Annotated in this window: 26 protein-coding genes; 13 read left to right on the forward strand and 13 right to left on the reverse strand. The window is 47.0% G+C overall.

Features of this window, described 5'->3' with window-relative positions:
* The 4 genes from pcaF (at position 1) to Q0307_RS03255 (ending at position 4438) form a co-directional block, all read left to right on the forward strand.
* Positions 1 to 1203 (forward strand): 3-oxoadipyl-CoA thiolase, encoded by a 1203-nt coding sequence (gene pcaF / locus Q0307_RS03240; protein WP_298656443.1) that lies wholly within the window; start codon positions 1 to 3, stop codon positions 1201 to 1203.
* Between the two features lie 235 nt (positions 1204 to 1438).
* Positions 1439 to 2467, forward strand: a complete 1029-nt coding sequence (locus Q0307_RS03245; RefSeq protein WP_298656445.1) for a TRAP transporter substrate-binding protein — start codon at positions 1439 to 1441, stop codon at positions 2465 to 2467.
* Positions 2468 to 2544: 77 nt separating this feature from the next.
* Complete coding sequence (locus Q0307_RS03250) at positions 2545 to 3054, forward strand: TRAP transporter small permease subunit (protein WP_298656448.1); 510 nt, start codon at positions 2545 to 2547, stop codon at positions 3052 to 3054.
* The gene (locus tag Q0307_RS03255) at positions 3047 to 4438 is read left to right on the forward strand and encodes a TRAP transporter large permease (protein WP_298656451.1); all 1392 of its coding nucleotides are present in this window, start codon (positions 3047 to 3049) and stop codon (positions 4436 to 4438) included. The genes Q0307_RS03250 and Q0307_RS03255 overlap by 8 nt, the downstream gene beginning before the upstream one ends.
* A 54-nt stretch (positions 4439 to 4492) precedes the next feature.
* Here the strand turns inward: Q0307_RS03255 and Q0307_RS03260 are convergent, their stop codons facing one another.
* From Q0307_RS03260 to Q0307_RS03305, 10 genes are read right to left on the reverse strand one after another with little or no spacing between them, the layout of a single operon-like run.
* Positions 4493 to 6280, reverse strand: a complete 1788-nt coding sequence (locus Q0307_RS03260; RefSeq protein ID WP_298656454.1) for an acyl-CoA dehydrogenase — start codon at positions 6278 to 6280, stop codon at positions 4493 to 4495.
* Between the two features lie 15 nt (positions 6281 to 6295).
* On the reverse strand, positions 6296 to 6715 hold the full coding sequence (locus tag Q0307_RS03265; RefSeq protein WP_298656457.1) for a thioesterase family protein: 420 nt from the start codon (positions 6713 to 6715) through the stop codon (positions 6296 to 6298).
* Positions 6716 to 6723: 8 nt separating this feature from the next.
* A complete protein-coding gene (locus Q0307_RS03270) occupies positions 6724 to 7491 on the reverse strand; it encodes a 3-hydroxyacyl-CoA dehydrogenase (protein WP_298656460.1) in 768 nt (255 codons plus the stop codon).
* Positions 7492 to 7502: 11 nt separating this feature from the next.
* Positions 7503 to 8768, reverse strand: coding sequence for a thiolase family protein (locus Q0307_RS03275; protein ID WP_298656463.1), 1266 nt, complete (start codon positions 8766 to 8768; stop codon positions 7503 to 7505).
* Positions 8765 to 9535: a crotonase/enoyl-CoA hydratase family protein gene (locus tag Q0307_RS03280; RefSeq protein WP_298656466.1), complete on the reverse strand. Its 771-nt coding sequence runs from the start codon at positions 9533 to 9535 to the stop codon at positions 8765 to 8767. The genes Q0307_RS03275 and Q0307_RS03280 overlap by 4 nt, the downstream gene beginning before the upstream one ends.
* A 19-nt stretch (positions 9536 to 9554) precedes the next feature.
* Positions 9555 to 11423: a feruloyl-CoA synthase gene (locus Q0307_RS03285; RefSeq protein WP_298656469.1), complete on the reverse strand. Its 1869-nt coding sequence runs from the start codon at positions 11421 to 11423 to the stop codon at positions 9555 to 9557.
* 46 nt (positions 11424 to 11469) lie between these two features.
* The gene (locus Q0307_RS03290) at positions 11470 to 12612 is read right to left on the reverse strand and encodes an ABC transporter substrate-binding protein (protein ID WP_298656472.1); all 1143 of its coding nucleotides are present in this window, start codon (positions 12610 to 12612) and stop codon (positions 11470 to 11472) included.
* 23 nt (positions 12613 to 12635) lie between these two features.
* Positions 12636 to 13385: an ABC transporter ATP-binding protein gene (locus tag Q0307_RS03295; RefSeq protein ID WP_298656475.1), complete on the reverse strand. Its 750-nt coding sequence runs from the start codon at positions 13383 to 13385 to the stop codon at positions 12636 to 12638.
* Positions 13385 to 15160, reverse strand: coding sequence for a branched-chain amino acid ABC transporter ATP-binding protein/permease (locus Q0307_RS03300; protein WP_298656478.1), 1776 nt, complete (start codon positions 15158 to 15160; stop codon positions 13385 to 13387). Before Q0307_RS03300 ends, Q0307_RS03295 begins: the two co-directional genes overlap by 1 nt.
* Entirely contained in the window at positions 15157 to 16194 is a 1038-nt protein-coding gene (locus tag Q0307_RS03305) for a branched-chain amino acid ABC transporter permease (RefSeq protein WP_298656504.1), read from the reverse strand. Before Q0307_RS03305 ends, Q0307_RS03300 begins: the two co-directional genes overlap by 4 nt.
* A 246-nt stretch (positions 16195 to 16440) precedes the next feature.
* On the opposite strand from Q0307_RS03305, the gene Q0307_RS03310 reads away from it, so the two are divergent.
* The 3 genes from Q0307_RS03310 (at position 16441) to Q0307_RS03320 (ending at position 18852) form a co-directional block, all read left to right on the forward strand.
* Positions 16441 to 17367: a TetR/AcrR family transcriptional regulator gene (locus tag Q0307_RS03310; protein ID WP_298656507.1), complete on the forward strand. Its 927-nt coding sequence runs from the start codon at positions 16441 to 16443 to the stop codon at positions 17365 to 17367.
* A 132-nt stretch (positions 17368 to 17499) separates the two neighbouring features.
* Positions 17500 to 18204, forward strand: coding sequence for a sensor histidine kinase (locus tag Q0307_RS03315; protein ID WP_298656510.1), 705 nt, complete (start codon positions 17500 to 17502; stop codon positions 18202 to 18204).
* Between the two features lie 9 nt (positions 18205 to 18213).
* Positions 18214 to 18852 carry a response regulator transcription factor gene (locus Q0307_RS03320; RefSeq protein ID WP_298656527.1) on the forward strand — a complete coding sequence of 213 codons (639 nt, stop codon included), beginning with the start codon at positions 18214 to 18216 and terminating at the stop codon, positions 18850 to 18852.
* A 46-nt stretch (positions 18853 to 18898) separates the two neighbouring features.
* Here the strand turns inward: Q0307_RS03320 and Q0307_RS03325 are convergent, their stop codons facing one another.
* Complete coding sequence (locus tag Q0307_RS03325) at positions 18899 to 19279, reverse strand: carboxymuconolactone decarboxylase family protein (protein ID WP_298656531.1); 381 nt, start codon at positions 19277 to 19279, stop codon at positions 18899 to 18901.
* A gap of 55 nt (positions 19280 to 19334) precedes the next feature.
* Positions 19335 to 20489 (reverse strand): CoA transferase, encoded by a 1155-nt coding sequence (locus Q0307_RS03330; protein WP_298656535.1) that lies wholly within the window; start codon positions 20487 to 20489, stop codon positions 19335 to 19337.
* A 238-nt stretch (positions 20490 to 20727) separates the two neighbouring features.
* Between Q0307_RS03330 and pqqA (Q0307_RS19020) the strand changes: the two genes are divergently transcribed.
* The 3 genes from pqqA (Q0307_RS19020) (at position 20728) to pqqB (ending at position 21873) form a co-directional block, all read left to right on the forward strand.
* Positions 20728 to 20808, forward strand: a complete 81-nt coding sequence (pqqA, locus tag Q0307_RS19020) for a pyrroloquinoline quinone precursor peptide PqqA (protein ID WP_366936744.1) — start codon at positions 20728 to 20730, stop codon at positions 20806 to 20808.
* A 62-nt stretch (positions 20809 to 20870) separates the two neighbouring features.
* On the forward strand, positions 20871 to 20951 hold the full coding sequence (pqqA, locus tag Q0307_RS19025) for a pyrroloquinoline quinone precursor peptide PqqA (protein ID WP_366936745.1): 81 nt from the start codon (positions 20871 to 20873) through the stop codon (positions 20949 to 20951).
* Positions 20952 to 20967: 16 nt separating this feature from the next.
* Positions 20968 to 21873, forward strand: coding sequence for a pyrroloquinoline quinone biosynthesis protein PqqB (gene pqqB, locus Q0307_RS03335; RefSeq protein ID WP_366936742.1), 906 nt, complete (start codon positions 20968 to 20970; stop codon positions 21871 to 21873).
* Positions 21874 to 21913: 40 nt separating this feature from the next.
* On the opposite strand, the gene Q0307_RS03340 is transcribed toward pqqB, so the two are convergent.
* The gene (locus tag Q0307_RS03340) at positions 21914 to 22384 is read right to left on the reverse strand and encodes an RDD family protein (protein WP_298656540.1); all 471 of its coding nucleotides are present in this window, start codon (positions 22382 to 22384) and stop codon (positions 21914 to 21916) included.
* Positions 22385 to 22690: 306 nt separating this feature from the next.
* Here Q0307_RS03340 and Q0307_RS03345 point away from each other — a divergent pair, with 306 nt between their 5' ends.
* From Q0307_RS03345 to Q0307_RS03355, 3 genes are all read left to right on the forward strand, one after another.
* The gene (locus Q0307_RS03345) at positions 22691 to 23650 is read left to right on the forward strand and encodes a sugar ABC transporter substrate-binding protein (protein ID WP_298656543.1); all 960 of its coding nucleotides are present in this window, start codon (positions 22691 to 22693) and stop codon (positions 23648 to 23650) included.
* Between the two features lie 78 nt (positions 23651 to 23728).
* Positions 23729 to 25276, forward strand: a complete 1548-nt coding sequence (locus Q0307_RS03350) for a sugar ABC transporter ATP-binding protein (protein ID WP_298656546.1) — start codon at positions 23729 to 23731, stop codon at positions 25274 to 25276.
* A 43-nt stretch (positions 25277 to 25319) separates the two neighbouring features.
* The gene (locus Q0307_RS03355) at positions 25320 to 26321 is read left to right on the forward strand and encodes an ABC transporter permease (protein WP_298656549.1); all 1002 of its coding nucleotides are present in this window, start codon (positions 25320 to 25322) and stop codon (positions 26319 to 26321) included.
* Positions 26322 to 26324: the final 3 nt, after the last annotated feature.

Genomic DNA, 26324 nt, shown 5'->3' on the forward strand with positions numbered 1-26324 from the left:
ATGACTCAAGCTTTTATTTGTGATGCGATTCGTACGCCTTTCGGGCGCTATGCGGGTGCTCTATCCGGGGTGCGTACTGATGATCTCGGTGCAGTACCGATTAAAGCCTTAATCGAGCGTAACCCGCAAGTCGATTGGAGTGCCATTGATGATGTGATTTATGGCTGTGCGAATCAGGCGGGTGAGGATAATCGCAATGTCGCGCGCATGTCCGCTTTATTGGCTGGATTGCCGCAGGATGTACCGGGAACTACGGTGAATCGTTTATGCGGTTCTGGCATGGATGCGGTGGGGATTGCTGCACGTGCGATTAAAAGTGGCGAGACCCAACTTATGATCGCAGGCGGTGTAGAAAGCATGAGCCGCGCTCCGTTTGTCATGCCGAAAGCAGAGTCAGCTTTTAGCCGAGCGAATGCGGTTTACGACACGACGATTGGTTGGCGCTTCATTAACCCACTGATGAAAGCGCAGTATGGCGTTGATTCAATGCCAGAGACTGCCGAGAATGTAGCGGTCAATTTCAAGATTGAGCGGGCAGCCCAAGATTTAATGGCACTACGTTCACAAACCAATGCTTTAAAAGCACAACAAGCGGGTTATTTCGATAAAGAAATTACGCCGGTCATTATCCCGCAGAAAAAGGGTGATCCTACCGTCGTTAGCAAGGATGAGCACCCCCGCGAAACCTCCTTAGAGGCTTTAGCTAAATTGAAGGGCGTTGTCCGTGTTGATGGCTCAGTAACGGCTGGCAATGCTTCAGGTGTCAATGATGGTGCTTGTGCTTTATTAATCGCTAGTGAAGCTGCTGCTAAGCGTTATGGTTTAACGCCACGGGCGCGTGTGGTTGGTATGGCAACTGCTGGTTTAGCACCACGCATTATGGGTTTTGGCCCTGCACCTGCTACCCGTAAAGTTTTAGCTTTAACGGGCTTGAACTTAGCAGATATGGATGTGATCGAGCTGAATGAAGCCTTTGCTGCGCAAGGTTTAGCAGTCTTGCGCGATTTAGGCTTGGCGGATGATGATGCACGGGTGAATCCGAATGGTGGGGCAATTGCTTTAGGTCATCCTTTAGGGGCGAGTGGTGCGCGTTTGATTACGACTGCGATTAATCAATTGGAACGCATCAATGGCCGTTATGCACTTTGCACCATGTGTATTGGTGTTGGTCAAGGCATTGCTTTAATTGTTGAACGTGTTTAATTAGTCCAACTCTCTAAAACGGGAGAAGCTAGCTTTCATCCCGTTTTCAGCCCATCTCTCTTGAACACCCTATTGAAAAAGTACAATAAGATGCTTTCTTAATCCCTAGACTTCAACTAAGTGCTCCTGAATACTGCGTTTTCTAGGGGCGGAATGTATTTACTTTTATACCTATCAATACTTCAAAAGTAGCATAGTATTGATAGGGTCGGTCATTAAACTGGAGGAGAGTAGTATGAAACCATTACGTTGGTTAGGAAGCGCTTTATTAATCACTTGTTTGTCTACGACTGCTGCTTTCGCAGAAGAGGTCACTTTAACTGTCCACCACTTCTTATCACCCAAGTCGAATGCGCATACCAAGATGATTCAGGCTTGGACGGATAAAGTTGCTAAAGAAAGCAATGGTAAACTTAAGTTTGAGTTATTCCCAGCGATGGCAATGGGAGGTAAGCCTTCCGAGTTATACGGCCAAGTGCGTGATGGCACTGCAGATATTGTCTGGACTTTATTAGGTTATACACCCGGCGTGTTCCCGCGTTCTGAAGTCTATGAGTTGCCTTTGGTACATACAGGTTCAGCCGCAGCTACCACCATCGCTTTAAATGCGACGATGGACATGCTGGCGGATGATTTTAAGGATGTGAAAGTCCTCTTCTTGCATGCGAATGATGGCAATGTGATTCACTCGGCCACTAAACCAGTACGTACCTTTGAAGATGCCAAAGGCATGAAATTACGGACGCCTTCGCGGACGGGTTCGTGGGTGATTGAAGGAATGGGCGCAGAAGCCGTCGGTTTGCCAGTACCGGAACTGCCTGAGGCTATGTCTAAAGGCGCCATTGATGGAGCTTTAACTACTTTAGAAATCGTGCCTGCGCTTAAGCTCCAAGAGTTGGATAAATACGTGACCGAATTGCCGGACGGTGATCGTTTTGGCACGGCTATCTTCATGTTCACTATGAATAAAGATAGCTACAACAATCTTTCCGATGATCTAAAGAAAATCATTGATGATAACTCGGGTATGAAAGTAGCGGTTGAGATCGGCAAAATGTGGGAAGAGTTCGAGAAAACCGGCGATGAAGCTTTAGCTTCAGCAAAGGTTGAGCGTATTGTTTTATCAGCCGATGAAGCTGCTAAATTCAAAGCTGCTAATGAAAAAGTGGTTGCACGTTGGATTGAAGAATCCAAAACTAAAGGTTTTGATGGTGCTGCTTTAGTTGAAAAAGCGCGTGCTGCGATTGCCGAAGCCGCTAAATAATCTTTCCTAGTCTCCAAGGGCTACTCATTCAGTAGCCCTCCTTAATAATTATTCAAGTTCCGCAGGAGATTCTATCCATGCGCAATTTCTTATATCGCTTAGCTGATTATTTCGCCTTAGGGGGCGGGTTAATCATTATGACGATTGTGTTTGTCACCACCGCCAATGTCAGTGCTTTTACCCTAAATCGCATCGCGAGTATGTTTGGCGGGCAAGTTGCCGGTCTATCGGGCTATGAAGACTTTGTGCGCTTAGCGATGAGTTCAGCAGCTCTAATGTTTTTCCCACTGGCGCAAGTTAAGCATGGGCATGTAGCCGTCGATATTTTCATGAATAAAGCACCGGTTTGGTTGCAGCGATTGACTGATAAATGTTGGTCAGTACTCATTTTTTTGATGGCTTTATTCTTGATGTACTGGATGATTATTGGTCTATTTGAAAAGCGAGCAGATCATGTGGTAGTTGGTGTCTTGAACTGGGTGGAGTGGCCCTTTTATATCCCCGGTATCTTGTCGCTAATACTGTGGGCAGCGATAGCCTCCTTGCAGCTTTTTGATGATGAGCCTACGGAGGTCAGCCATGTTTAGCCCAGAAATGATTGGCATCCTCGGCTTAGTGGTGCTCTTCCTGTTATTGATGCTACGTATGCCTGTTGGGATCTCGATGGTGCTGGTTGGAATTGGTGGCACGTTTGCTTTAAGCCTTGCTGTTAAGCATGTGCGTTTTGAACCTTATATCAAGCAATTCAAGTCGTTATTGTGGTCAACTATGGCCAATTACGATTTGTCGGTAGTACCGCTATTTGTTTTGATGGGTTATCTAGCCAGTCAATCCAATCTCAGTCGAGATTTATTTCGTGGTTTAGAGGCTCTTATGAGCAAGCGGCGTGGTGGTGTTGCGATGGCTGCCATTGCTGCTTGCGGCGGTTTTGGTGCGGTGTGTGGTTCATCCTTAGCGACTGCTTCAACCATGGGTCGAGTAGCGTTACCGGAGTTGAAGAGGTTGGGCTATTCCCCCCGTTTAGCGACAGGGGCATTAGCTGCCGGCGGTACTTTAGGCATTTTAATTCCACCTTCAGTCGCTTTGGTTATTTATGCGATTATTGTTGAAGCCTCGATTTTACAGATGTTTCAAGCAGCTTTGATTCCGGGTTTATTAGCCGTATTAGGCTTCATTATCGTGATTGCTTTGCAGGTACGGATTAATCCAGCGCTCGCGCCTGAACCAAGACCGATGCCAGCAGAGGAAAAGCGTGAAGCTTATCGCCGCTTGATTCCCGTTTTAGTGATCTTTGGCAGCATAATTTTAGGCTTGGGTTTTGGCCTGTTTACCCCAACTCCGGCGGCTAGTGTGGGCGTGTTTGTGATCTTTGTTTATGGAATCTTTATGCGCTGGCGTACGGGTAAAGGCTTAACCATGGCTGGGATGCTGCAAGCTTTTCGTGATACCGCAGTGACTTCAGCGATGATCTATGTGATCTTATTCGGTGCTGAAGTATTAAAAGGATTCTTCACTCGCGCAGGTTTACCTTCGGCGATGGCTGAGTGGGCGGCCACGAGTAGTTTAGATCCTTGGATGATTCTGATTGCTATGCTAGTGCTCTTAATCATTTTAGGCTGCTTTATGGAGTCCTTAGCAATGATTTTGGTAGTTCTGCCGTTTTTCTGGCCGACGCTTATTGCTCTCAATGGTGGGGATCATGTCACTGCAGCCGATGCCGCTTATGGTCTAGACACTGATAATCTAAAAATTTGGTTCGGTATTCTGGCCTTAATTGTCGTAGAGCTGGGGCTAATTACGCCGCCAGTGGGTTTGAACGTGTTTATTATTGCATCCTTATCCGATGGCACACCGATGGCTGAAACCTTTAAAGGGGTTATGCCTTTCTTAGCGGCTGAGTTTGTGCGCATTGGGATTTTGATGTTGATTCCAGCATTATGTCTATTCTTGCCGCATTTACTGGCGGGCTAGTTAAAACCAAAAGGGGTTAATAGAATATTAGCCCCTTTAGGCTTACTAAGAGTCTTAAGCTTGAGTGAAATCGAAGGCAGTTAAGCTATTGCCAGCGTCCTTAACGGTTGCAGCATAAGCGGCTACTTGTACTCCAAAAGTATGGAAATAAAAGCGGGTTAGCTCAATTAAGCTGTGCGCGTAATTGGTATCAATAGCAGGATCAGCCTTGTTCGTTGCTGCGGCTAGGGCTAAGCGAGCTAATTGCCAAGCACCACAGGCAGTGCCCAATAAATATAGGAAGGGAGTTGCAGCCGCTAATACTTGTGCTTGATGATCTTTATCCTGTCCTAAAAGCCAATCACTTGCTGTTTGCAAAGAGTCTAAAATGCTTTGGAACTGTCCAGTTAAATTATTTAATTTTGCTGATAGAGCCAAGGCTTGTTGAGTTTGCTGCATCTCTGCCATCAACTCAGATAAGGTTGCTCCTTGCTCCCGTAAGATTTTGCGCCCAACGAGATCATTAGCTTGAATGCCCGTCGTACCTTCGTAAATGGTAATAATGCGGGCATCACGGAAATATTGAGCAATACCCGTTTCTTCGACAAAACCCATCCCGCCGAAGATTTGAATGGCATCATCACACACTTCATTACCCACTTCGGTGCACCAACCTTTAGCTACTGGCATCAGTAAATCAACATAGCGGCGGTATTTATCCGCAACGGCTGGCTCAGGATGGTGATGAGCTAAATCAAACCAGCCGGCTGCGGTATAAAGTAGCGAGCGCATCGCCATGACGCGAGCGCGCATGGATAAAATGGCGCGTTGCACATCAGGATGGCAGATTATCAGTTGTCTCGTTGCACCTGTCAGGGCATCTCGACCTTGCACGCGGGTGCGGGCATAATTCAGCGCATATTGATAAGCGCGTTCCGCTAAACCCACCCCTTGCACGCCGACGCCGAAGCGCGCTTCGTTCATCATAATAAACATGGTTTCCAAGCCGCGATTGGCTTGCCCCACTAGATAACCGATAGCTCCCCCCTCATCCCCAAAGCTGAGGGTACAAGTCGGGCTGCCATGAATCCCCATTTTGTGCTCAATTGAAATACAACGTACATCATTACGAGTACTGGGGTTGCCTTCTGTATCCAATAAGTATTTCGGGACGATAAATAAGGATAAGCCTTTAACCCCAGCAGGCGCATCGGGTAAGCGGGCTAGTACTAAGTGCACAATATTCGGTGTTAGTTCATGCTCACCATAGGAGATGAAAATCTTTTGCCCAAATAACTTATATGTGCCATCGGCTTGCGGAACCGCTTTCGTGCGCGTCGCGGCTAAGTCGGAGCCTGCCTGTGGTTCGGTGAGATTCATGGTGCTGCCCCATTCGCCACTCACCACTTTATGCAGCCAAATCTGCTTTTGCTCTTCACTAGCGGCGATTTGCAAAGCTTCCGCTTGCCCCACGTTCAATTGTGGAAGCATGGCAAAAGCCATATTCGTAGAGAACCACATTTCCCAAACCGGTGTAGAAACCAGCTTAGGCAGACCTTGGCCACCATATTCTTGGGGTAGCGCTAAGCCTACCCAGCCTGCATCACAGAATTGCTCATAAGCCTGTTGCCAACCGTCTGGCGTATGTACGACACCATCCTCTAAGCGACAACCTTGTAAATCACCGACTTGATTTAAAGGGGCTAATACACCGGCTGCAAATTTGCCAGCTTCTTCTAAAACAGCGCTAACTAGGTCAGAGGATGCTTCTTCGCAATGGGGTAAAGCTGCAATCTCGTCTAAACCTGCAATCGTGCTGAGAATAAATTGCATATCCCGCAAAGGGGCTTGATAATCGTACATCAGTTTCCTCCTTATTTACTCGCAGGCAGCACGAATATCCTCAGGGATAGGCAAGGCTTTAATCCGTAGGGTATTGTCGGGGTCTTGCATCGCAAAGACACGCACTTCGCGGCCTTCACAGAGCACTGTGCCATCTCGCCGTGCTATATGCTTCATCACGAAGCTTTTGCCGCGCCATTCCTCAATCCATGATTCGATTTCAATATCTTCGCCATAGGTGGCGGAGCTTTTGAAGCTAGCTTGAGCATCAACCAAGGGCGTACCAATAATGCCACGTTCACGAGCGGTATCACGCCAGCTTGGAATACCACAAGCAGTGAAGAATTCGCGGCTTGCGGTGTCAAACCATTTGAAATAGTTGGCAAAAAAAACAATTTGTGCAGGGTCACAGTCGCTAAAGGCAATCCGATAGCGATAAAAATTCGTGCGTGCCATGTATGCTCCTAGCGCGGTGCCATGCGTAGCGCACCATCTAAGCGGATGGTTTCGCCATTTAGCATAATATTGCTCACAATCGTGCACACCATATTCGCAAATTCAGCCGGATAACCTAAGCGTGGCGGGAAGGGCACGGATTCACCTAAAGACTGCTGGATTTCTGGCGGTAAAGCAGCCATCATTGGAGTCATGAACAGGCCGGGAGCAATGGTCACGACACGAATCCCCGTTTTGGCTAATTCACGCGCCATCGGCAGTGTCATCGCAATCACCCCACCTTTTGAAGCGGAATAAGCGGCTTGCCCGATTTGTCCATCATAGGCAGCAATAGACGCGGTATTAATAATTACACCCCGTTCACCGTCGGCTAGTGGCTCTAAGCTCGCCATGGCCGCTGCGGCTAAGCGTGCCATATTAAAACTACCAACCAGATTCACTTGAATAGTACGATTAAATTCAGCTAAAGGGTGTGGGCCATTTTTACCTAAAACTTTGGCGGCATTACCAATCCCTGCGCAATTGACTAAGCCACGTAATTGCCCAAATTTGGACACAGCTAAATTCACGGTAGTTTGTGCATCGGTTTCATCAGCGACATTGGTGCGACTGAAAACGGTACGTTCGCCTAGTTCTTTAGCTAAAGCTTCACCTTGCTCAGTATTCAAATCTGCGATAACGATATTCGCAGCTTGCGCATGTAAAGCACGTACCGTGGCCTCACCTAAACCTGAGGCACCACCCGTGACGATAAATGTATGATTAGTAAACTCCATAACTCCTCCCTTTATACGTTCTCAAGCAAAATTGCGACACCTTGACCACCACCCGCACAGGCAGAAGCCACGCTGTATTTTAAACCGGCTTGCTGCGCTGCGCGCGCTGCCGTGAGGCTTAAACGTACTCCAGAAGCCCCTAAAGGATGCCCAATCGCAATCGCACCTCCATGCACATTTGACTTGGAACGCTCTAAACCCAGTTCTCGTTCGCAGGCTAAATACTGTGCGCCAAAAGCTTCGTTAATCTCGATGCGGTCAATATCACTGACTTGAATACCAGCTCTTTTCGCTGCAGCACGAATCGCTGGAGCAGGGCCAATCCCCATAATTTCCGGTGGAACCGCAACCGCTGCGCCATTTACAATGCGTGCAATGGGTTTTAAGCCGTGGGCGCGTACCCAATCGCCCTGCGCAACTAAGACTGCTGCAGCACCATCAACAATCGCAGAGCTATTGCCACCGGTTTGTACGCCACCAAAAGCGGGCTTGAGTTTTTGTAAAGTTTCAAAGCTAGTAGCGCGTACATGACTATCGCGTTCAAAGCGCTGAGCGCGATCAGCGAGTTTTAGGCTGCGTGGTTGGTAGCCGTCTAATTCCCATTGGCTATTCACTACGGCACTGACTTCAGGCGCGAAATAACCGCTATCCCAAGCAGCCACAGCGCGTGCAAAGCTTTCTTCGGCAAAACGGTCAACTTCTTCACGGCTGATGTTATAGCGCTTCGCCAGATTTTCAGCGGTGTCACCCATGCCAATACCGGGGGCGGTATCTTTAGTGGCTTCCCACAGAAAATCTTTAAAATCTAATTGTCCCATGCGGAAACCCGAGCGATGCGTATAAGCCGCAATCGGGTTGCGTGACATCGATTCAGTACCGACGCAAAGCACTACTTTGGCTTTCCCTAAAGTAATTTGGTCAGCCGCAGTGAGAATAGTCTCAAAGCCGGTACAGCATAAACGCTGGACTAATAAAGCGGGCGCATTCGGATTCACACCGGCATATAAACCGATATGCCGGGGCAGGAAATAAGCATCGAAACTGGCTTGCGCCATATTGCCAGCAATAATCGCATTGACTTCACTGGCGGGAATGCCGCTGTTCTCAAATAAGCTACGTGCTGCATAAATGCCTAAATCCGTGGGAGCAATATCGCGCAGCACGCTGTTGTAATCAGCAAACGGGGTACGTTGGCCTGCAACTAACCAAATATCATCGTAGCTTGCCGTGAGGGCTGCTGCTTCGGAATCAGCGAAAGGATTAGTCTTGGTATTCATTTTCGAGGACCTTTTTCAGTACGATTCAGGAAATGCCCGATACGCTCTACAACTTCAGGGCTAGTTTGGGTGAGGGCTGCAGTCAGGGATTCCACAAATAAGCCATCATCGGAAGCCATATTGCTAATCCGTGAAATCGCCGAAACCATCGCCCAATTCGCCATGGGAGCATTCTCGGCAATCCGTTTAGCCAGTTGTTGCGCTTTGGCTAAGCTTTCACCTTCACCCACTAAGTAATGCGCTAAACCTAAGCCTAAGCCTTCATTCGCATCGAGAATCCGTCCGGTGAGCATCATTTCACACATGCGCCCTGCACCAATAATGCTGGCTACACGCACCGAGGCTCCACCACCGACGAAAATCCCATGACGACCTTCAGGCAGTTGATAGATCGTATTGGGTTCAGAAATCCGTACATGCGTCGCGGTGGCTAATTCTAAGCCGCCACCGATAACTGCACCTTGCATGGCGGTAACGACGGGAATGCCACCATTTTGAATCCGATCAAAAATTCGATGCCAGCCCCGCGAATGTTGCATAACCCCAAAAGGTTCACGGTGTTGATGCTCAGATAAATCTAAGCCCGCGCAGAAATGCTTACCTTCACCGGCGAGAATAATCACCCGCGTCCCTTCAGGAGTAGCGATTAAGGCTTGCTCTAAGGCGGCGAGTAGATGGTCACTAACGGCATTGCGTTTTTCGGGTCGCGCTAGTGTCACCGTATAAATAGTCTCCTCAAACGAGGTTTTGACCAGTTGTTCGCTCATGGGCGTATCCTTTGGGGCTTCAGCCTTCTAGTGTTAATTGAATGAGGTTTTGATCGGGCTGTTCTGCATACAGAGTCTTTACCAGATCGGCACGGCGGCTTAAAACCAAACGCTGATTGATATAGCCTTTATCGGTAATTTCTCCAGCCTCTACGGAGGGTGGCTCAGCCATCAGCAGTGCAGTAGAGGCAAACATGGAGGAGCCGCTGCCATTCGCCCGCATCGAGCGTAAACCTTGTTCGACACAAGCACGCACGGCTGGATGCACTAATACTTCCTCCACTGTCGCTTCGGCAGGTAGGTCAGGACAAAGGCGGCGGCATTCTGGCAGATTGGGGAACACTAAAAACCCCACTTTGCTGCGATCATGGCCTGTGACTACAATGTCTTGAGCGACCGGTTTGAGTGCATCAATGCCGGCCACACGAATAGCTCCGACATGCACCCAAGTTCCTGTGAGAAGTTTAAAGTCTTCACTCACACGGCCATCAAACAGTAAACCGAGTTCTGGTCGATGGGGGTCAACAAACTTCATTGCATCGCCAATCATATAGAAGCCCTCTTCGTCGAAGGCTTTTGCAGTCGCTTCAGGGTTTTTCCAATAACCGGGGAAAACATTGGGGCCTTGGACGCGTACTTCGAGTTTGCCCGCATTCGGCACTAATTTCAGAGTCGTTCCCGGTACGGGTACACCCACAACTCCAGAGCGCTCGGCTTGGAAATGACAATCAGTCGCCATCGGTGCTGTTTCAGTCGAACCCCACGAAGATACCAACATTGTTTGGCAACCCGGAACGCTCGCGGCTAGTGCCTGCATTGCAGTCCATAAGTGTTGGGGTAGGGCAGCACCCGCATAAAAGATATAGCGTAAGTTACGGAAGAAGTTTTCCCGTAACACCTGATCTTCACGCAGCAGCGGAATCAGCATGTCATAAGCGCGTGGCACACTGAAGTAAACGGTTGGGGAAATTTCACGTAGATTCTTGACCGTTTTCGCCAATAAGCCGGGAACCGGTTTACCCTCATCTAAATACAGCGTACCCCCCCAAGACAGCACCATATTGAAGTTATGATTGCTACCAAAGGTATGACTCCACGGCAACCAATCCACTAACACAGGTTTTTCATCTTTCAGGAAAGGCCAAGCTTGCGCCTTGGCTTGCTGATTCGAGCAGAGCATGCGTTGGGTATTAATCACCGCTTTGGGTACACCCGTTGAGCCAGAAGTAAACAGGAATTTAGCAATCGTATCGGGTGTGACTTGCTGAAAAGCAGTCATCACTGCTGCTGGATCGGTTTCCACTAGTGCATCAGCAAACGATACTACGCTTTTAGGTAACACGGCACTATTGCCACCCGCCAAAATCACCCCATTATGGAGTTCAGTAATATGATTTAGAGCAGGTACAAAATGATCAATCGGGTCGGCGTAAATCACCCCCGGATTCATCAATTTAATATTTTCTTTCAGCTTGGCATGATCTTGGGAGAGCAGAGAATAACCCTGTGAAATCGCACAAGAAGGCACACCAATATGCATGGAGGCGAGCATTAATAAAGCATGCTCAATCGAGTTATCGGACAGAATCACCACGGGGCGTTCTGCCGACAAATTTTGCTTTAAGAGCCAAGTGGCGAGCGCTATAACCCGCTCACGCACTTCGCCATAATTCAGCTTGACCCATTCGCCACTAGCGTCACGCTGGGCAAGAAACAGTTGCTCGGGAGTTGCCTTGGCCCAATGCTCCAGCCAATCACCCACACAACGGGCATAGTTTTCATCAAAGGGAATTCCGGAACGCAGCCATTGCGTACCATCTTCCCGCACTTCCTGTTGTACACTGGGCGTTGCATAAATCTGCCCAGTCGCTTGAGTTTGAACGGTCATCGCAACTCCTCCTTTGCGTCTGTTTCTTGCGGTTTAAAGCAGATAGTTAGGGCTGAATTAACTTAAATTCGCCGCCTTGTACTTGAATCAGTACCCGTCCACGATTATCCAAACCGAAATGATTTTCAGGCGTCATGGTATAAACACCGTGCACACCGACGACATCTTTGGTGGCCTCAAGCGCGTCCCGCAAACCTTGGCGGAATTCAGCAGTGCCCGGTTTACCGGCTTTCAGTGCAGTCGGTACAGCAGCTTCTAATAAGCGGAAGGCATCATTGGCGTGGCCTGCAAATGAGGTGAAGCTCTTCTCACCATATTTTTCGTTGTATTGCTTAGTTAATTCCTGACCCGCTTTTTTGGAAGGATGATCCTCTGGAATTTGATCGACGACCACGACTGGGCCAATCGGCATAATCACGTTCTCAGCCGCTTTTTGTGCCACTTTCATGAAGGCGGGGCTAGCCGCAGCATGCGTTTGATAGATTTGGCCTTTATAGCCGCGCTCCACTAAACCCAATTGGGGTAAAGCTGCGGGGCTGCCTGAACCTACTACTAAAACTGCATCTGGGTTGGCACTGGTGAGCTTCAGAATTTGCCCAGTGACCGAAGTATCGGTGCGGTTGTAACGCTCAATCGGGTCAAGTTTAATGCCTGCCCCTTCTAAAGGCCTTTTCAGAGCGGTTAGCCAGTCTTCACCATAGGCATCAGAGAAGCCAATGAAGCCCAAAGTTTTCACACCCTTAGCTTTCATGTGTTCAGCCAGAGCGCTTGCCATGACATCGTTATGCTGTGGCGTGCGGAATACCCAAGCATTCTTTTCTGCGGGTAAATTGGTCGGAGCTAAAGAAATTTGTGGGGTTTTGGTTTCAATCGCTACTTCTGTGACGGCTAATGAAGTGGGGGTCACTGATGAACCAATCAGGATGTCCACTTTATCTTCTGAGGTTAATTTGCGTGCATTTTTACTGGCAGCAGTGGGGTCAGTGGCATCATCTAAGACAATGTAATTGATTTTTTCACCGGCAATTTCGGTCGGCATAATGGCTAAAGCATTCTTTTCAGGAATCCCTAAAGCAGCACCAGGGCCGGTGGTCGATAAGCTCACCCCAACATTAATATCCGCAAAGGCTAGGGGCGTCGATAAAGCGAAAGCGGCTGAGCAGATTAAAGCTAATTGGGTTAATTTCATGGTTTCTCCTCCAAATGAAAAAGCTAGGTCGATAACAGATCTTGGTGTTTGCCACCTAGACCTAAATAGGTTTCGATCACGCGTGGATCATCGCGTAATTGACTCGCAGGGTCTTCCATTGCGGTACGCCCGTTTTCCAATACATAGGCATAATCAGCTACTTGCAAAGCAGCGCGTGCATTCTGTTCAACTAATAAAATGGACACACCGCGACGGCGTAATTCGGCGATAATGCGGAAAATCTCCCGCACAATCAGTGGTGCTAACCCGAGGCTGGGTTCGTCGAGCATTAATAAGCGTGGTTTTGCCATTAAAGCGCGGCCAACCGCGAGCATTTGGCGCTCACCACCCGACAGTGTGCCTGCTTGTTGGTTACGGCGTTCTTTAAGACGTGGGAATAAGTCATACACCTCCGTCATGGTCGTTTGCTCATCCCGATGCCCTGCCCGATGGCGCTGGAAAGCACCTAAAATTAGGTTGTCTTCCACCGACATTTCACTGAAGAGTTCGCGTTTTTCAGGTACTAGAATTAAGCCACGTCCAACTAGATGCTCTACTTCAGGCTCGGCTTCAAGCACCCCATCAAATTGAACCTCGCCTTTAGAGGCTAATAAGCCAATCGCAGCGGAAAGTAGAGTGGTTTTGCCTGCGCCGTTTGGGCCAATCACGGTGACAATTTGACCTTCACCAACGCTCAGATTAATGCCGCTTAAAGCTTCGACTTTGCCGTAAGAGGCGGAGAGATTGCGAATAGCTAAGACTGGCTCGCTCATTATTCCACTCCCCCTAAGTAAGCTTCCAAGACAGCCGGATCTTTTTGCACCTCTTCGGGTAAACCTTCTGCGATTTTCTCGCCGAACTCCATCACCACGACCCGATCCACTAAGCCCATGACAAAATCCATATCGTGCTCAACCAGTAGAATCGCCATGCCTTCCGCTTTAAGCTTTTGCATTAACTCACCCAGTGCTTGCTTCTCGCGATAACGTAAACCAGCCGCTGGTTCGTCGAGCAGTAATAAGCAAGGATCAGAACAGAGCGCACGAGCAATTTCTAAAATACGTTGCTGGCCTAAAGCGAGGCTGCCAGCTTCCACATGCAAATAGTCACCTAAACCGACTCGGTTTAATTGGTAGGCTGCTTCAGCGAGTAAACTAGCTTCTTCGTGGCGTTCAGTATGTGCAGCAGCGGCAAACACACCTTTAGAACCGCGCCTATGTGCACCAATCGCGACATTCTCTAGCACCGTCATGGTGGGGAGTAATTTCACATGCTGGAAGGTGCGGCTCATGCCCATGCCTGCAATTGCCCGTGAATTCATGCCCGTCACATTCTGCCCAAGGAAACGAATCTCCCCTGAGGTGGGGGTATCTACCCCCGAAATCTGATTAAACATCGTGCTTTTACCTGCGCCATTCGGGCCAATCAGTGCCAGAATTTCACCCGCATGCACGCTTAGATTCATTTTATTATTCGCAACTAGCCCCCCGAATTTACGGGTCACGTCTTTAGCATCCAGAATCACTTCACCCTTGTTGGGTAGTTCACGGCGTGCTAGAGCTTCAGCATTAGCATCAATCACTTTTGGCTGTTTTTTAACAGGAACTAATTTAGTTAAAAACGACCAGATTCCATCGCGCGCATATTGCAGCATCAGAATCATCATGATGCCGAAGATAATGGTCTCAAAATTGCCGGATTGGCCTAAGAGCTGTGGCAACCAATCTTGTAGCCATTGCTTGAGGATGGTGATGACACCAGCCCCCAGTAATGCTCCCCAAACACTGGCTGCACCGCCTACAACGGCCATGAATAAATATTCAATCCCGCTATGTAAACCAAAGGGTGTGGGATTCACTAAGCGCTGCATATGCGCATACAGCCAGCCTGAAACACAGGCGAACAGGGCAGCGATTAAAAAGATCGTCATGCGTGAGCGTATGGTATTCACGCCCATTGCCTCCGCCATGACTCGTCCACCTTTCAGGGCGCGAATGGCGCGGCCTTCACGGGAGTCCAGAAGGTTGCTGGTAGCCAACATGGCAAGTAGCAAGAAGAACAGGATGAGATAGAAAATTTCCTGACCTTCATCTAAAGCCCAACCAAAAATCGAAATCGGTGGGATGCCCGATAAGCCAGTATGTCCGCCTAAAGTTTCCATCGTGCCAAATAGAAAGTAGAGGCTAATCCCCCAAGCAATTGTGCCAAGGGGCAAATAGTGACCAGAAAGCCGCAGAGTGAGAGCACCCAAAATAAAGGCTACGCCCAGCGTAATTACAATGCCTGCAATCAGACCTAACCACGGTGAAGCATTAAATTGGGTCGTTAAAACTGCCGTGGCATAAGCACCCAAGCCTACAAAAGCCGCTTGGCCGAAACTAGTTAAACCACCGACCCCTGTCAACAGCACTAAGCCCAAAGCCACTAAGGCATAGAGGCCAATATAGTTCATTAAAGTGATATGGAAAGCAGGTAGTACTAAGGGTGCTGCCACCGCTAACACGAGGAAAATACCAACTAGCATCCGTGGAGAAAGTGCAAGTTTCATTCTTCATCCTCCACATGCGTGCTTTTCAGTGAACGCCAGAGCAAGACTGGAATAATCAGGGTAAACACAATCACTTCTTTATATTCACTGGCCCAGAAGGAAGAGAACGCTTCCAGCAAACCGACCAGTAAAGCACCTAGAGCTGCAAGTGGATAGCTGGCCAGACCACCAATAATCGCTGCAACGAAACCTTTCAGGCCAATTAGAAAGCCAGTGTCGTAGTAGATGGTGGTGATGGGGGCTATCAATACGCCGGAGAAAGCGCCAATGAGCGTGGCGACTAAAAAGGTGATCTTGCCCGCTAAGGCTGGGCGAATCCCCATCAAGCGTGCACCGACTCGATTGATGGCAGTGGCACGTAAGGCTTTACCGTAAAGAGTGCGCTCAAAGAAGAAATACAAAGCAGCAATACAAGCTAACGAAGTGAAAACCACCACTAAAGTTTGCCCGGAAACGGTTAAAGCACCTAAGTCCAAACTAGCATCACTAAACGCAGGAGTGCGTTGGCCTTCTGCTCCAAAGAAGAGTAGACCTAAACCCACCATCGATAAATGTAAAGCGACTGACAGAATCAACAGAATCAAGACTGAGGCATCCGCTAAAGGCTGATATACCAAGCGATACAGCATTGGCCCCATCGGTACGATCACTGCTAAGGTTAGAACCATTTGCACGAGCATGGGTAGTTTCGCCAAGGGCAATAAGAACAGAATAGCGAGCAGCATCAGCGGGTAGGCCAAATTCCATAATAAAGTTTTGATGAGTTTGTCATTACGCTTCATGCGTATTGCTTGAATCCCATCTAATAAGGAAACCGTAATACCTAAGACAACGAGTAACCAAATCGTAGCGGGAGCAGTACCTGTTTGCAGGGTAGCCATGGTCAAAGCGCCATAAGCGACAAATTCACCTTGAGGGATAAAGATAACTCGTGTCACAGCGAACACGAGTACGAGGGCAAGCGCGAGTAGCGCATAAATTGCACCGTTGGTGATGCCATCTTGCCCGAGAATTAATGCTATCTGTAAATCCACCTAGACCTCCTCCTGTCGTATGGATTGCGTAGCGCAGTATTGAATGATTCGCAAACTAACAGTTAAAAACTAACTTGTCAAACAGTTGTTTTATTAATTAGTTTGTACTAATTTAGTTATTCCCTAGGGTGTTGCTACTAACGAGAGAACCACAGACTTGTGGTGCAAAGCTGCGCTTAGGTATGCTGTTAGGACGTTTGCGCTGAAGTAAAAAGCTTTAGTTGTCTAAACTGAGGATAAAACATCATGAATCAGGCAGAAAACCAGCCTGTGTTAGCCATTGAGCAAGTCAATGCCGTTGAGGCTGAAATTTTACGTTTAGCCCGTGAGTGGCCTGAATTAGGCCAAGCAGCGGTGGCAACCCGTCTGCAACGGGCGGGCTTACAAATTTCGGCTTCGGGCGTGCGTTATATTTGGCAAAAATATGGCTTAGAAACGGCCGTGAAACGCTTACAAGCTTTGGCTGCAGAAAATGATGGCTGTTTAGAAAACCTGACTTTAAATCAACGCCGTTATTTAGAACGTGGCTTATTGAGCACCCGCTTAGCTCAAGGTGAGCAGGCGGATGATGAGCTGGCTAATCTACCTGAAGCTGAGTTGGAGCCTTTAGATCGACAGCGGATTATTCTGAATGCAGCGGCTGAACTGTTTTCGACCCAAGGTTTTGATCGCACGACTATTCGAGATATTGCTAGCCAAGCCGGTTTATTGCCGGGGTCGGTTTATCATTATTTCTCTTCCAAAGAAGAACTCTATATGGCAGTGCACCAAGAGGGTTTCCGCTCAGTTATGCTACAAATGCGAATCGCTACGAATGAAGTGAGTGATCCTTGGGAGCGTTTAAAGCGTGCTTTCACGGTGCATATTAATAGCATGGTGGGTGGTTCTGCGATTGATCGATTAACTGGGCATAGCCTTGCACTGACTGGACATCCCCGCTTATTGGATATGATTCGTGCCGATCGCGATGCTTATGAAGATGTCATAAAAGCGCTGATCGTTCAGTTACCGCTAAAGCCTGCAGTAAATCGTACTTTATTACGTTTGCAGCTTTTGGGGGCGATGAACTGGGTCTATGTTTGGTATCACGAAGGTAAACTCAGTCCTGAGCAAATTGCTGAGCAGATGATTGATATGCTGCGTTTAGGAGTGGAAAGCACGGCGGCGCATTAGCTTAGCACAACATCGTTTTGCCCTAAGATTCAGACTAAAGTCCTATACAAAATCCGCCTATAGTCCGTTGTGGCAGTTCCTCTAGTTTTTAGACAATAACTAAAGATGATTACTCTACTAAGGACAATTGATATGAATAACGGATTAGATACGATTAAACCCGGTTTGCTGATGGTGCTGCTGGGTCTGCTCTTCGGGGTCGGAATGGGCATTGTGTTTGGCATTAATGAGCGGTTTTTAAGGCGCATTGGCTCAGATTTACATGATGGCCCGGCGCAATTGCTCAGTGTGGCGCTATTACGTCTAGATGGGGTCAAACCTGCTAAAGCTACTAATAACGAGCAGCAAAATCTTAAAACTATCCACCGTGCTTTAAATGATGCTTTGCGTGATATTCGCTATTTATGTCATGGCTTAATTTTACCTGAACTGGACAAGCTCAGTCTGCGTGAAGCTTTAATGAAAGCTATTAATACCCATCAACAAATTTCTCCCACTAAAATCGAATATATTTTTGACGACTATTTACCTAAGCAGCTAGATAAGCCGATTAAAACCAGTCTCTATCGTTTAGTCCAAGAAGGCTTAAATAATGCGTATCGACATGCGCCAAATAGTTGTCGTTTGGTAAGGGTAAAATGCAGCTCTCAAGGCAGCTTATTAGTTAGTGTGCAAGACTCTGGCCCGGGTTTTGATCTAGCTCAAGTTGACCATTCGCAGTTGGGTTTAGCCGGTTTGCGCGAGCGGATTGAAAGTATTGGCGGTACTTTTACCATTCATAGTTCTGTAGAACAAGGCACGCTGCTAATGGCCTGCTTTCAACTCACAAAGTATTAGAGGCTAGGGATGGAAACAGTCATCCAAATTGCGATTGTCGATGATCACCCAATGTTTCGGGACGGTGTTGTTTATACCGTGAATCAAGCCGTGGGGATGACTGTTGTCGGTGAGGGGGCAAGTGCACAGGATGCCCTTAAGCTAGCGGGGGAGCTATTGCCAGATATTTTATTACTCGATTTGGATATGCCCGGTCAAGGTTTAGAGGCGCTAAAACAGATTAGTGCTAACTATCCAGTGATTAAGTTAGTGGTGCTGACAGCTTCCGATCAAGGTGATGATATTTTAGAAGCTTTAGATAATGGCGCACGCGGTTATATTCTCAAGGGCATTAGCGGTTCGGACTTAATTCAAGTGCTTAGAGATATACAACTTGGCCTATCCTATGTGCCACCCAGTTTAGCAGCGCGGTTATTAGCGAGTAATCGGCAAGAACCTAGTAGCCCAGTACCACATACCGAGCTAACCAAGCGTGAAGAGCAGATTTTGACTCTAGTCGCAGAAGGGCATAGCAATAAAGAAATCGGGCAAAAACTCTTTATTGCTGAAAAAACGGTGAAGCACTATATGACGAATATCTTGCAAAAATTGCAAGTGCGTAATCGTGTCGAAGCGGTACTAAGACATAAAGAATGGCAGGTCAAATAGCCAGCTAGCCAAGTTGGTGTGACTTGGCTAGAGCATAAAAATTCAGTTACTTGGCTTGATTAGCCTGCCACTCACTAATCACTTCCTGCGCTGCCCGAAACGCCTCTTGGGTCGCAGGAACACCGCAATAAACCGCTGAGTGCAGCAGTACTTCGCGAATTTCCTCGACGCTACAGCCATTAGTCAAAGCACCGCGCACATGACCTTTTAATTCAGTAGTGCATTTCAGGGCAGTGAGCATGGCAATAGTCACTAAAGAGCGGGTTTGGCGTGGTAAACCTTGACGTTGCCAGACCGAACCCCAAGCATGAGTGTTAATCCAGTCTTGTAAAGGCGCATTGAATTCATTGGTATTGTTTAAAGCACGCTCTATAAAAGCAGCACCCATCACTTCAGTACGTGTTTGTAAACCTTGCTCAGCACTCATCAAGAAGACTCCAACGCTTAAAAAGCCCTAGTTTAAAACGAGCGATAGCTTTTATTTAAATTTTCTGTTTCAAGGAAGCTAATACTTCAGCGGTGTGCTCACCAATCGCTGGTAGGTCAGGATTGATAGGTAACAGCGGTTTACCATCCACTTCAAATGGCAAACCTGGTGCACGATAGGCTTGACCGGTTTCACCATCGACTGAAGTGATTAAACCATTCGGGCGATTTACATGCGGATCAGCATACATTTCCACAGGACGGGACACAGGGCCAAACGGAATACCTTGCTGCTCTAAAATCGGCGTGAGGTCTGCATAATTAAAGGTAGCAACGGCGGCTTCTACAAGGGGAATCGTCCATTCGCGGTTATTGATTTGCTCCATGCGTGTTTGCAAGCGCGGATCAGTCAGTAACTGTTCTAAGCCTAACAGCCGACAAACGATTTCCCAATGGCCGCCTGTGATCGCACCAATGAAAATCGAGCGTCCATCTTGAGTGGTGAAAATGTCATAAATCGGCCATGAAAATTCACGGTTGGGCATAGGAGGGGATTCAGTGCCCTCTAAATCAAATTGCACCATGTGCTGCATGACTAGCAATAAGCAGCTTTCAAATAAACCGGTACGGATTTGATGACCTTGCCCATCTTGTTGGCGTTTGAATAGGGCGGCTAACACGGCAAAAGCAGTGAACAAACCGCCAGTAATGTCCACAGTTGATGAGCCAATGCGCAGTGGACGACCTTTAGGCCCAGTCATATAAGCCATACCCGTCATCATTTGCACTACTTCATCCATTGCTGTGCGATTCTCATAAGGTCCCTTCAGGAAACCTTTGCAGGAGGCAATAATCAGCGCCGGATATTTAGCTTGTAGTTGTTCTGGTGATAAGCCGATCTTGTCCATCGAACCATCACGGAAGTTTTCGAGGAAAACGTCAGCGGTACTCATAATTTCATGTAAAGCCGCTAAACCCTCAGGGGTTTTAGTGTCTAAAGCCACCGATTTTTTACCGCGATTGAAACTAGGGAAAAAGCCACGCCCCATGCCCGTCAGTAAGCGGGTTTTGTCACCATCGGGCGGCTCGATTTTGATGACTTCAGCACCTAAGGTAGCTAAGAAAAATCCAGCCGAAGGCCCCATAATCATGTGACTAATTTCTACGACGCGAATACCAGCTAAGGGTTGGTAAGTTTGTACTGAACTCATCTTGGTTCCTCCTGTGCTAGATGCAGCTTAACATTGGCTCAGGTGTTTTAGAATTTTAAGTGCATAAACGCCTACAGGAATTGATACATCTTGTCGGCATATTTTTTAAGTGGAAAGATGCAGTTAGGCGGCTCTTATTACCTTTGATTAAGCAACTGCTCAACTTAAAATTTCCCAACCTTTCACCAACCTAGCTTGTTTATAGTAGAGCATCCAAACAACCGACGAGGAGATTCTGATGAAAAAGTCATGGACTAAGCCATCTTTCAAAGATATGCGTTATGGGTTTGAAATCAACCTGTATATTCTGAATCGCTAAGCCTAAGCTTCCTTAGCGGCTAGTCATTTGCAAAACATTTATTCTGTTTAGAGGAGAGCATCATGAAAAAATCTTGGACAAAACCATCTTTTAAAAATATGCGTTATGGATTTGAAATCAATCTGTATGTAATGAATCGCTAAGCGATTGTACGCCCTAGTGCTGGGTTCTGCTGCGGGCGGTGGATTTCCGCAGTGGAACTGTAATTGTCCAATGTGTGCAGGGGTGCGTAATGGCACAGTCCTAGCCCATGCACGCACGCAATCATCGATTGCGATTTCCACCGATAAAATTCACTGGCTCTTAGTGAACGCGTCTCCCGATATTCGTACCCAAGTCAATACCCTGCATCAATACCTACAACCGGCACGTGCTTTGCGTGATACAGGCATTAGTGCGGTATTACTTGCGGATAGCCAAATTGACCATACCACGGGTCTATTAATTCTGCGTGAAAGCAAGCAGCCCTTGGAGTTGTATTGTACTAATAGTGTTTACGAAGATTTAACGACTGGCTTTCCGGTATTGAATATGCTCTCGTATTATTGTGGGGTGAATCGACATGTTTTACCGTTGGATGGTTCGGCCTTAAGTATTCCTAAGCTCGAAAATCTACGTATCACACCTGTGCCACTTCACAGTAAAGCTCCACCCTATTCACCACACCGCAATCATCCTAGCGAGGATGATAATCTTGGCTTTTGGTTTGAGGATACACAAAGTGGTGGTAAATTATTCTATGCTCCCGGTTTAGGTGAAATTGAAGCGCATTTGCGCCCTTATTTTGAAAATGCTGATTGTGTATTAGTCGATGGTACCTGCTGGACGGATGACGAAATGTCGCGGCGTCAAGTTGGCTATAAGCTTGCACGTGAAATGGGACATTTATCACAATCGGGTGAGGGTGGCATGATTGAATGGCTCGCGAATTTCCCCGATACCCGCAAGATTCTTATCCATATTAATAATACTAATCCAATTTTAGATGAAAACTCCGCAGAACGTGCAGAGCTGACGGCGGCTGGGATTGAAATGTCGTTTGATGGGATGCTTTTAGAGCTGTAAGTAAGCCATTATACATTGTCAATAATGGCTTAAGTATTTTTTATTTATTCTTGTAACATACTTGTGTGCTAGTCCATTTGTCATGCCAGCCATGACTGTTTTTACCCAAAAATGAAAATGGCTCGAAGGGTATTGCACGGGCGAGTGAGCGTAAGAAAATCTGCTTAAAAGTCGGCTTAGAACCATCCATACTTACTACATAAGTCTTGGTTAGTAATTTGCCTAGGCTACGACTAGTGTAATATTCCATAGGTGCGTAGTATAAAACCATAATTTCTATTGCAAATGACCAGCCACCCACAGTATGGTCAATAAATGCCAATACATCTACTTGAGTCAAATAGCCTAGAATACTGATTAAGAAGCTAAGTGCAAACACTAAAATATAGTAAGCCAGTGTATCTATTAATAAATTTGTAAAGCGTCGGCTTTTATCAGCAGGAGTCAGACCAGTCTGAGTAGCATTCAAAGTTAGGTCTTGAATATGACTTTTGGGTGGGGCATAGCTCATAGGTCAAGTAAGAATCTTATGAAGCTGCTTAGGCTCGCAGGGTATAAATGTGTAAGTTTTGACCGCTACAAATCCCACGTGCTTCATGCTTAAGCATCCTTGTTTTTCTGGCTGATGGAATCAGCAGATCAGTCAGTATGTACCGATACAAACTCCAAGTTTTTTATAAATTATTTCAGAGGAATTAATCGGTTTTATCTTTTGTAATTTGGGTCTATTTTGCGAAAAAAACGTTTGCGCAAACGTTTTTTTCGAGTAATCTGTAAAAAGTGCAAGAAAATCAATTGTCATCTGGAGGAGATCAATATGACTATTTCACGTCGTCAATTCGCATTCACTATGCTAGCTAGCTTAGGTTTAATGAGTAGTATCTGGACTAATCCAGTGTTTGCTGAAGATGCCCCTAAAGTAGCTTTAATCATGAAGTCCCTCGCCAATGAGTTCTTCCAATCCATGGAAGAAGGTGCAAAAGCGCATCAAAAGGAAAATGCTGCTCAATACAGTTTGGTCACGAATGGGATTAAGGATGAAACTGATACAGCAGCACAAATCAAAATCCTCGAGCAGATGGTAGCGCAAAAAGTTAATGCTATTATGATTGCGCCTGCGGATTCAAAAGCCTTAGTACCCGCGATCAAAGCTGCAGTCGATAAAGGTGTATTAGTAGTCAATATTGATAATCAACTTGATCAGGATGCTTTGAAAGATAAAGGTTTAGTTGTGCCTTTTGTCGGGCCTGACAATCGTGCAGGTGCTAAGTTGGTAGGGGATTATGTCGCCAAACAACTAAAGGAAGGTGATAAAGTCGCTATCATTGAAGGTGTGTCTACCACGTTCAATGCTCAGCAACGTACTGCTGGTTATAAAGATGCTATGGAGGCCGCTAAGATCACTGTGGTTGGTGTGCAATCGGGCAATTGGGAAATTGATGGCGGCAATAAAGTCACTTCTGCTTTCCTACGCGAGAATCCTGATCTCAAAGCCGTATTAGCGGGCAATGATAGTATGGCGATTGGTGCGGTGGCTGCGATTAAAGCAGCCGGTAAAGTAGGTACTGTTTTAGTCGGTGGTTACGATAATATTAGTGCGGTAAAACCTTTATTAACTGATGGCAGCTTACTAGCTACCGCTGATCAATTTGGTTCTAAACAAGCGGTATTTGGCATTGAAGTAGCCTTAAAAGCGATTGCTGACAAGCAATCGCAAAATGATATGCAGGCTCAAGTTAAAACTGATGTGGTTTTAGTTACCAAAGACTCTAAGTAATTAATCCCAACTGTTAAACTACCTTCGTTAATGAATGAAGGTAGTGCTTGCTTCTTCAGTTTAGTGTTTGAGCTTACTATGAGTGTTAGTCCTGTGTCATCCACTACCAGCCATGCTACCACGCCAGTCCTGCAATTAAATGCCCTTAGCAAAGCTTATGCGCAAACGATGGTCTTGCAGGATATTACCTTGAGTTTACACCGAGGCGAAGTCTTGGCACTGACTGGCGAAAATGGTGCAGGTAAGAGTACCGTTTCCAAAATTATTTGTGGTTTGACACCTCCCTCTAGTGGTTCGCTGTTACTCAATGGGCAAACCTATAATCCTGCCTCGCGGCGTGAGGCCGAGGCGCAGGGTGTGCGTATGGTGTTGCAAGAATTGGGTTTAATTCCAACTTTGACTGTGGCCGAGAATTTGCTCATGGGGCATTTACCCCATCGCCTAGGCTGGTTAACGAGATCCGAATTACGTGCGCGTGCGCTGCAACAGTTGCGTAAAATGGGCTTAGATCAGATGAATCCTGATACCCTTGTGTCAGAGTTAGGCATTGGTCAACAGCAAATGGTGGAGATTGCCCGCAATTTGCAAGACAACCTGCAAGTGCTAATCTTGGATGAGCCAACTGCTATGCTGACACCACGCGAATCCTCGCATTTGTTTCAGCAAATCGCTGAGTTAACAGCGAAAGGCGTCGCTATTATTTATGTGTCGCATCGCTTAGAAGAATTACAGAGGATTTCTGATACTGTCGCAGTTTTGCGCGATGGACAATTGGTCGATTTGCGCCCAATGGCCGGTGTGCAAGAAAAGGAATTAGTTCAGCGCATGGTCGGGCGTGCAGTTGAGGATTTGAATGACCAGCCCGTGCGTCCTCGAGGTAGGATTGCCTTAAAAGTCGCGCAACTTTCCCGTGCAAAAGCGGTTAAAGCGGTGAGTTTCGATTTACATCATGGTGAAATTTTAGGAATTGCCGGTCTAGTTGGCTCGGGTCGAACTGAGCTGTTACGCTTATTATTTGGGGCGGACAAAGCGGATAGTGGCAAGCTTGAAGTTTATCGCAAGGATCAGCCTCCACTCAGCATCACGCCTAATTGGTCTAGTCCCTTAGCTGCGATTGAAGCTGGTTTAGGTTTAGTGACGGAAGATCGTAAATCCCAAGGGTTATTACTCCCACAATCTATTGCTCACAATATTAGCCTTGGGAATATCGCACGTCTTGCTATGAAGGGCTTTCTCTCGCGCCTGCGTGAAAAAACCTTAGCTGTAAAATGGATTCAAGCACTAGGTATTCGTTCTTTCAGTGCAGACCAAGCCGTTGGTACTTTATCCGGTGGTAATCAACAGAAAGTGGTATTTGCACGCTGGTTGGAGAAAAACTGCGACATTTTGCTGCTAGATGAACCAACACGTGGCGTTGATGTGGGAGCGCGCTCGGATATTTATGCACAAATTAATCAGATGGCAGCAGAAGGAAAAGCGATTGTGATGGTGTCGAGCGATTTGCGGGAGTTAATGGCAGTGAGTGATCGCATTGGTGTAATGAGTATGGGGTGTCTAGTGGCTCTATTTGAGCGCGGCGAGTGGACAGAACAGACAATCTTAGAAGCAGCTTTCACCCAAAACTAGCTAAAAACTTTTTGATCAGTATTTAAAAGCGATAGGTATTCTTATGCAAGCAACCCAGACCTTGTCTGCCGGCAGTGAACTTGTTAAACATAAAAGCTCTTTCTGGCAATCGCCTTGGGCGACTTATTTGGGCTTATTGTTGGTGTTGCTTGGATTGATTGCATTTTTTAGCTTAAAAAGTGAGTATTTCTGGAGTTCAGATACCTTTGTCACGATTGCCAATGATATCCCGGGCTTAGCAGTAATGGCAGTCGGCATGACCTTTGTGTTAATTATTGCAGGGATTGATTTATCGGTTGGCTCGGTGCTTGCCCTTAGTGCTGCAGTGAGTGCAGTGGCTATTTTACAGTGGGGTTGGTCCCCCCTATTTGCAGGCTTATTGGCTTTGCTGGTTGGTTTGTTCTGTGGTACGGCTAATGGTGCGATTAGCGTGATCTGGAGAATCCCTTCATTTATTGTGTCGCTGGGTTTATTAGAAGCGATTCGTGGTAGTGCTTATCTGGTCACTGACTCACGTACTCAATATGTAGGGAGTGCGATGGGTGGCTTAGCACAACCACTGGCAGGCGGTATTTCAAGTGCGTTTATCGTCGCTATTGTGGTGGTGGTGATTGGTCATATTTTGCTAACGCGTACCATTTTTGGGCGTTATGTGATTGGTATTGGTACTAATGAAGAAGCAATGCGCTTAGCAGGGATTGATCCACGCCTGATTCGCATTAGTGTCTTCGCTGCCATGGGGTTGTTGGCTGCTTTAGCAGGTTTAATGCAAGCCGCGCGTTTAGAGGCTGCAGATCCGAATGCGGGCGTCGGAATTGAGTTAAAAGTAATTGCTGCAGTGGTCATTGGTGGTACTAGTTTAATGGGGGGGCGTGGTTCAGTGATTGCCACTTTCTTTGGCGTATTAATTATTGCAGTCTTAGAAGCGGGTTTAGCGCAAATTGGTGCGAGTGAGCCGAGTAAGCGTATTATTACCGGTGCAGTAATTGTGATTGCTGTGATTATTGATACACTGCGTCAACGTCGCTTCCAGCTTGCACACTAATGA

The organism is uncultured Thiothrix sp., from assembly GCF_937873765.1.
GTDB lineage: Bacteria > Pseudomonadota > Gammaproteobacteria > Thiotrichales > Thiotrichaceae > Thiolinea.

Bases quoted from the DNA above. Each gene is read 5' to 3' on its own strand.
- pcaF (WP_298656443.1), top strand. From the start codon at position 1: ATGACTCAAGCTTTTATTTGTGATGCGATTCGTACGCCTTTCGGGCGC.
- Q0307_RS03245 (WP_298656445.1), top strand. From the start codon at position 1,439: ATGAAACCATTACGTTGGTTAGGAAGCGCTTTATTAATCACTTGTTTG.
- Q0307_RS03250 (WP_298656448.1), top strand. From the start codon at position 2,545: ATGCGCAATTTCTTATATCGCTTAGCTGATTATTTCGCCTTAGGGGGC.
- Q0307_RS03255 (WP_298656451.1), top strand. From the start codon at position 3,047: ATGTTTAGCCCAGAAATGATTGGCATCCTCGGCTTAGTGGTGCTCTTC.
- Q0307_RS03260 (WP_298656454.1), bottom strand. From the start codon at position 6,280: ATGTACGATTATCAAGCCCCTTTGCGGGATATGCAATTTATTCTCAGC.
- Q0307_RS03265 (WP_298656457.1), bottom strand. From the start codon at position 6,715: ATGGCACGCACGAATTTTTATCGCTATCGGATTGCCTTTAGCGACTGT.
- Q0307_RS03270 (WP_298656460.1), bottom strand. From the start codon at position 7,491: ATGGAGTTTACTAATCATACATTTATCGTCACGGGTGGTGCCTCAGGT.
- Q0307_RS03275 (WP_298656463.1), bottom strand. From the start codon at position 8,768: ATGAATACCAAGACTAATCCTTTCGCTGATTCCGAAGCAGCAGCCCTC.
- Q0307_RS03280 (WP_298656466.1), bottom strand. From the start codon at position 9,535: ATGAGCGAACAACTGGTCAAAACCTCGTTTGAGGAGACTATTTATACG.
- Q0307_RS03285 (WP_298656469.1), bottom strand. From the start codon at position 11,423: ATGACCGTTCAAACTCAAGCGACTGGGCAGATTTATGCAACGCCCAGT.
- Q0307_RS03290 (WP_298656472.1), bottom strand. From the start codon at position 12,612: ATGAAATTAACCCAATTAGCTTTAATCTGCTCAGCCGCTTTCGCTTTA.
- Q0307_RS03295 (WP_298656475.1), bottom strand. From the start codon at position 13,385: ATGAGCGAGCCAGTCTTAGCTATTCGCAATCTCTCCGCCTCTTACGGC.
- Q0307_RS03300 (WP_298656478.1), bottom strand. From the start codon at position 15,160: ATGAAACTTGCACTTTCTCCACGGATGCTAGTTGGTATTTTCCTCGTG.
- Q0307_RS03310 (WP_298656507.1), top strand. From the start codon at position 16,441: ATGAATCAGGCAGAAAACCAGCCTGTGTTAGCCATTGAGCAAGTCAAT.
- Q0307_RS03315 (WP_298656510.1), top strand. From the start codon at position 17,500: ATGAATAACGGATTAGATACGATTAAACCCGGTTTGCTGATGGTGCTG.
- Q0307_RS03320 (WP_298656527.1), top strand. From the start codon at position 18,214: ATGGAAACAGTCATCCAAATTGCGATTGTCGATGATCACCCAATGTTT.
- Q0307_RS03325 (WP_298656531.1), bottom strand. From the start codon at position 19,279: ATGAGTGCTGAGCAAGGTTTACAAACACGTACTGAAGTGATGGGTGCT.
- Q0307_RS03330 (WP_298656535.1), bottom strand. From the start codon at position 20,489: ATGAGTTCAGTACAAACTTACCAACCCTTAGCTGGTATTCGCGTCGTA.
- pqqA (WP_366936744.1), top strand. From the start codon at position 20,728: ATGAAAAAGTCATGGACTAAGCCATCTTTCAAAGATATGCGTTATGGG.
- pqqA (WP_366936745.1), top strand. From the start codon at position 20,871: ATGAAAAAATCTTGGACAAAACCATCTTTTAAAAATATGCGTTATGGA.
- Q0307_RS03340 (WP_298656540.1), bottom strand. From the start codon at position 22,384: ATGAGCTATGCCCCACCCAAAAGTCATATTCAAGACCTAACTTTGAAT.
- Q0307_RS03345 (WP_298656543.1), top strand. From the start codon at position 22,691: ATGACTATTTCACGTCGTCAATTCGCATTCACTATGCTAGCTAGCTTA.
- Q0307_RS03350 (WP_298656546.1), top strand. From the start codon at position 23,729: ATGAGTGTTAGTCCTGTGTCATCCACTACCAGCCATGCTACCACGCCA.
- Q0307_RS03355 (WP_298656549.1), top strand. From the start codon at position 25,320: ATGCAAGCAACCCAGACCTTGTCTGCCGGCAGTGAACTTGTTAAACAT.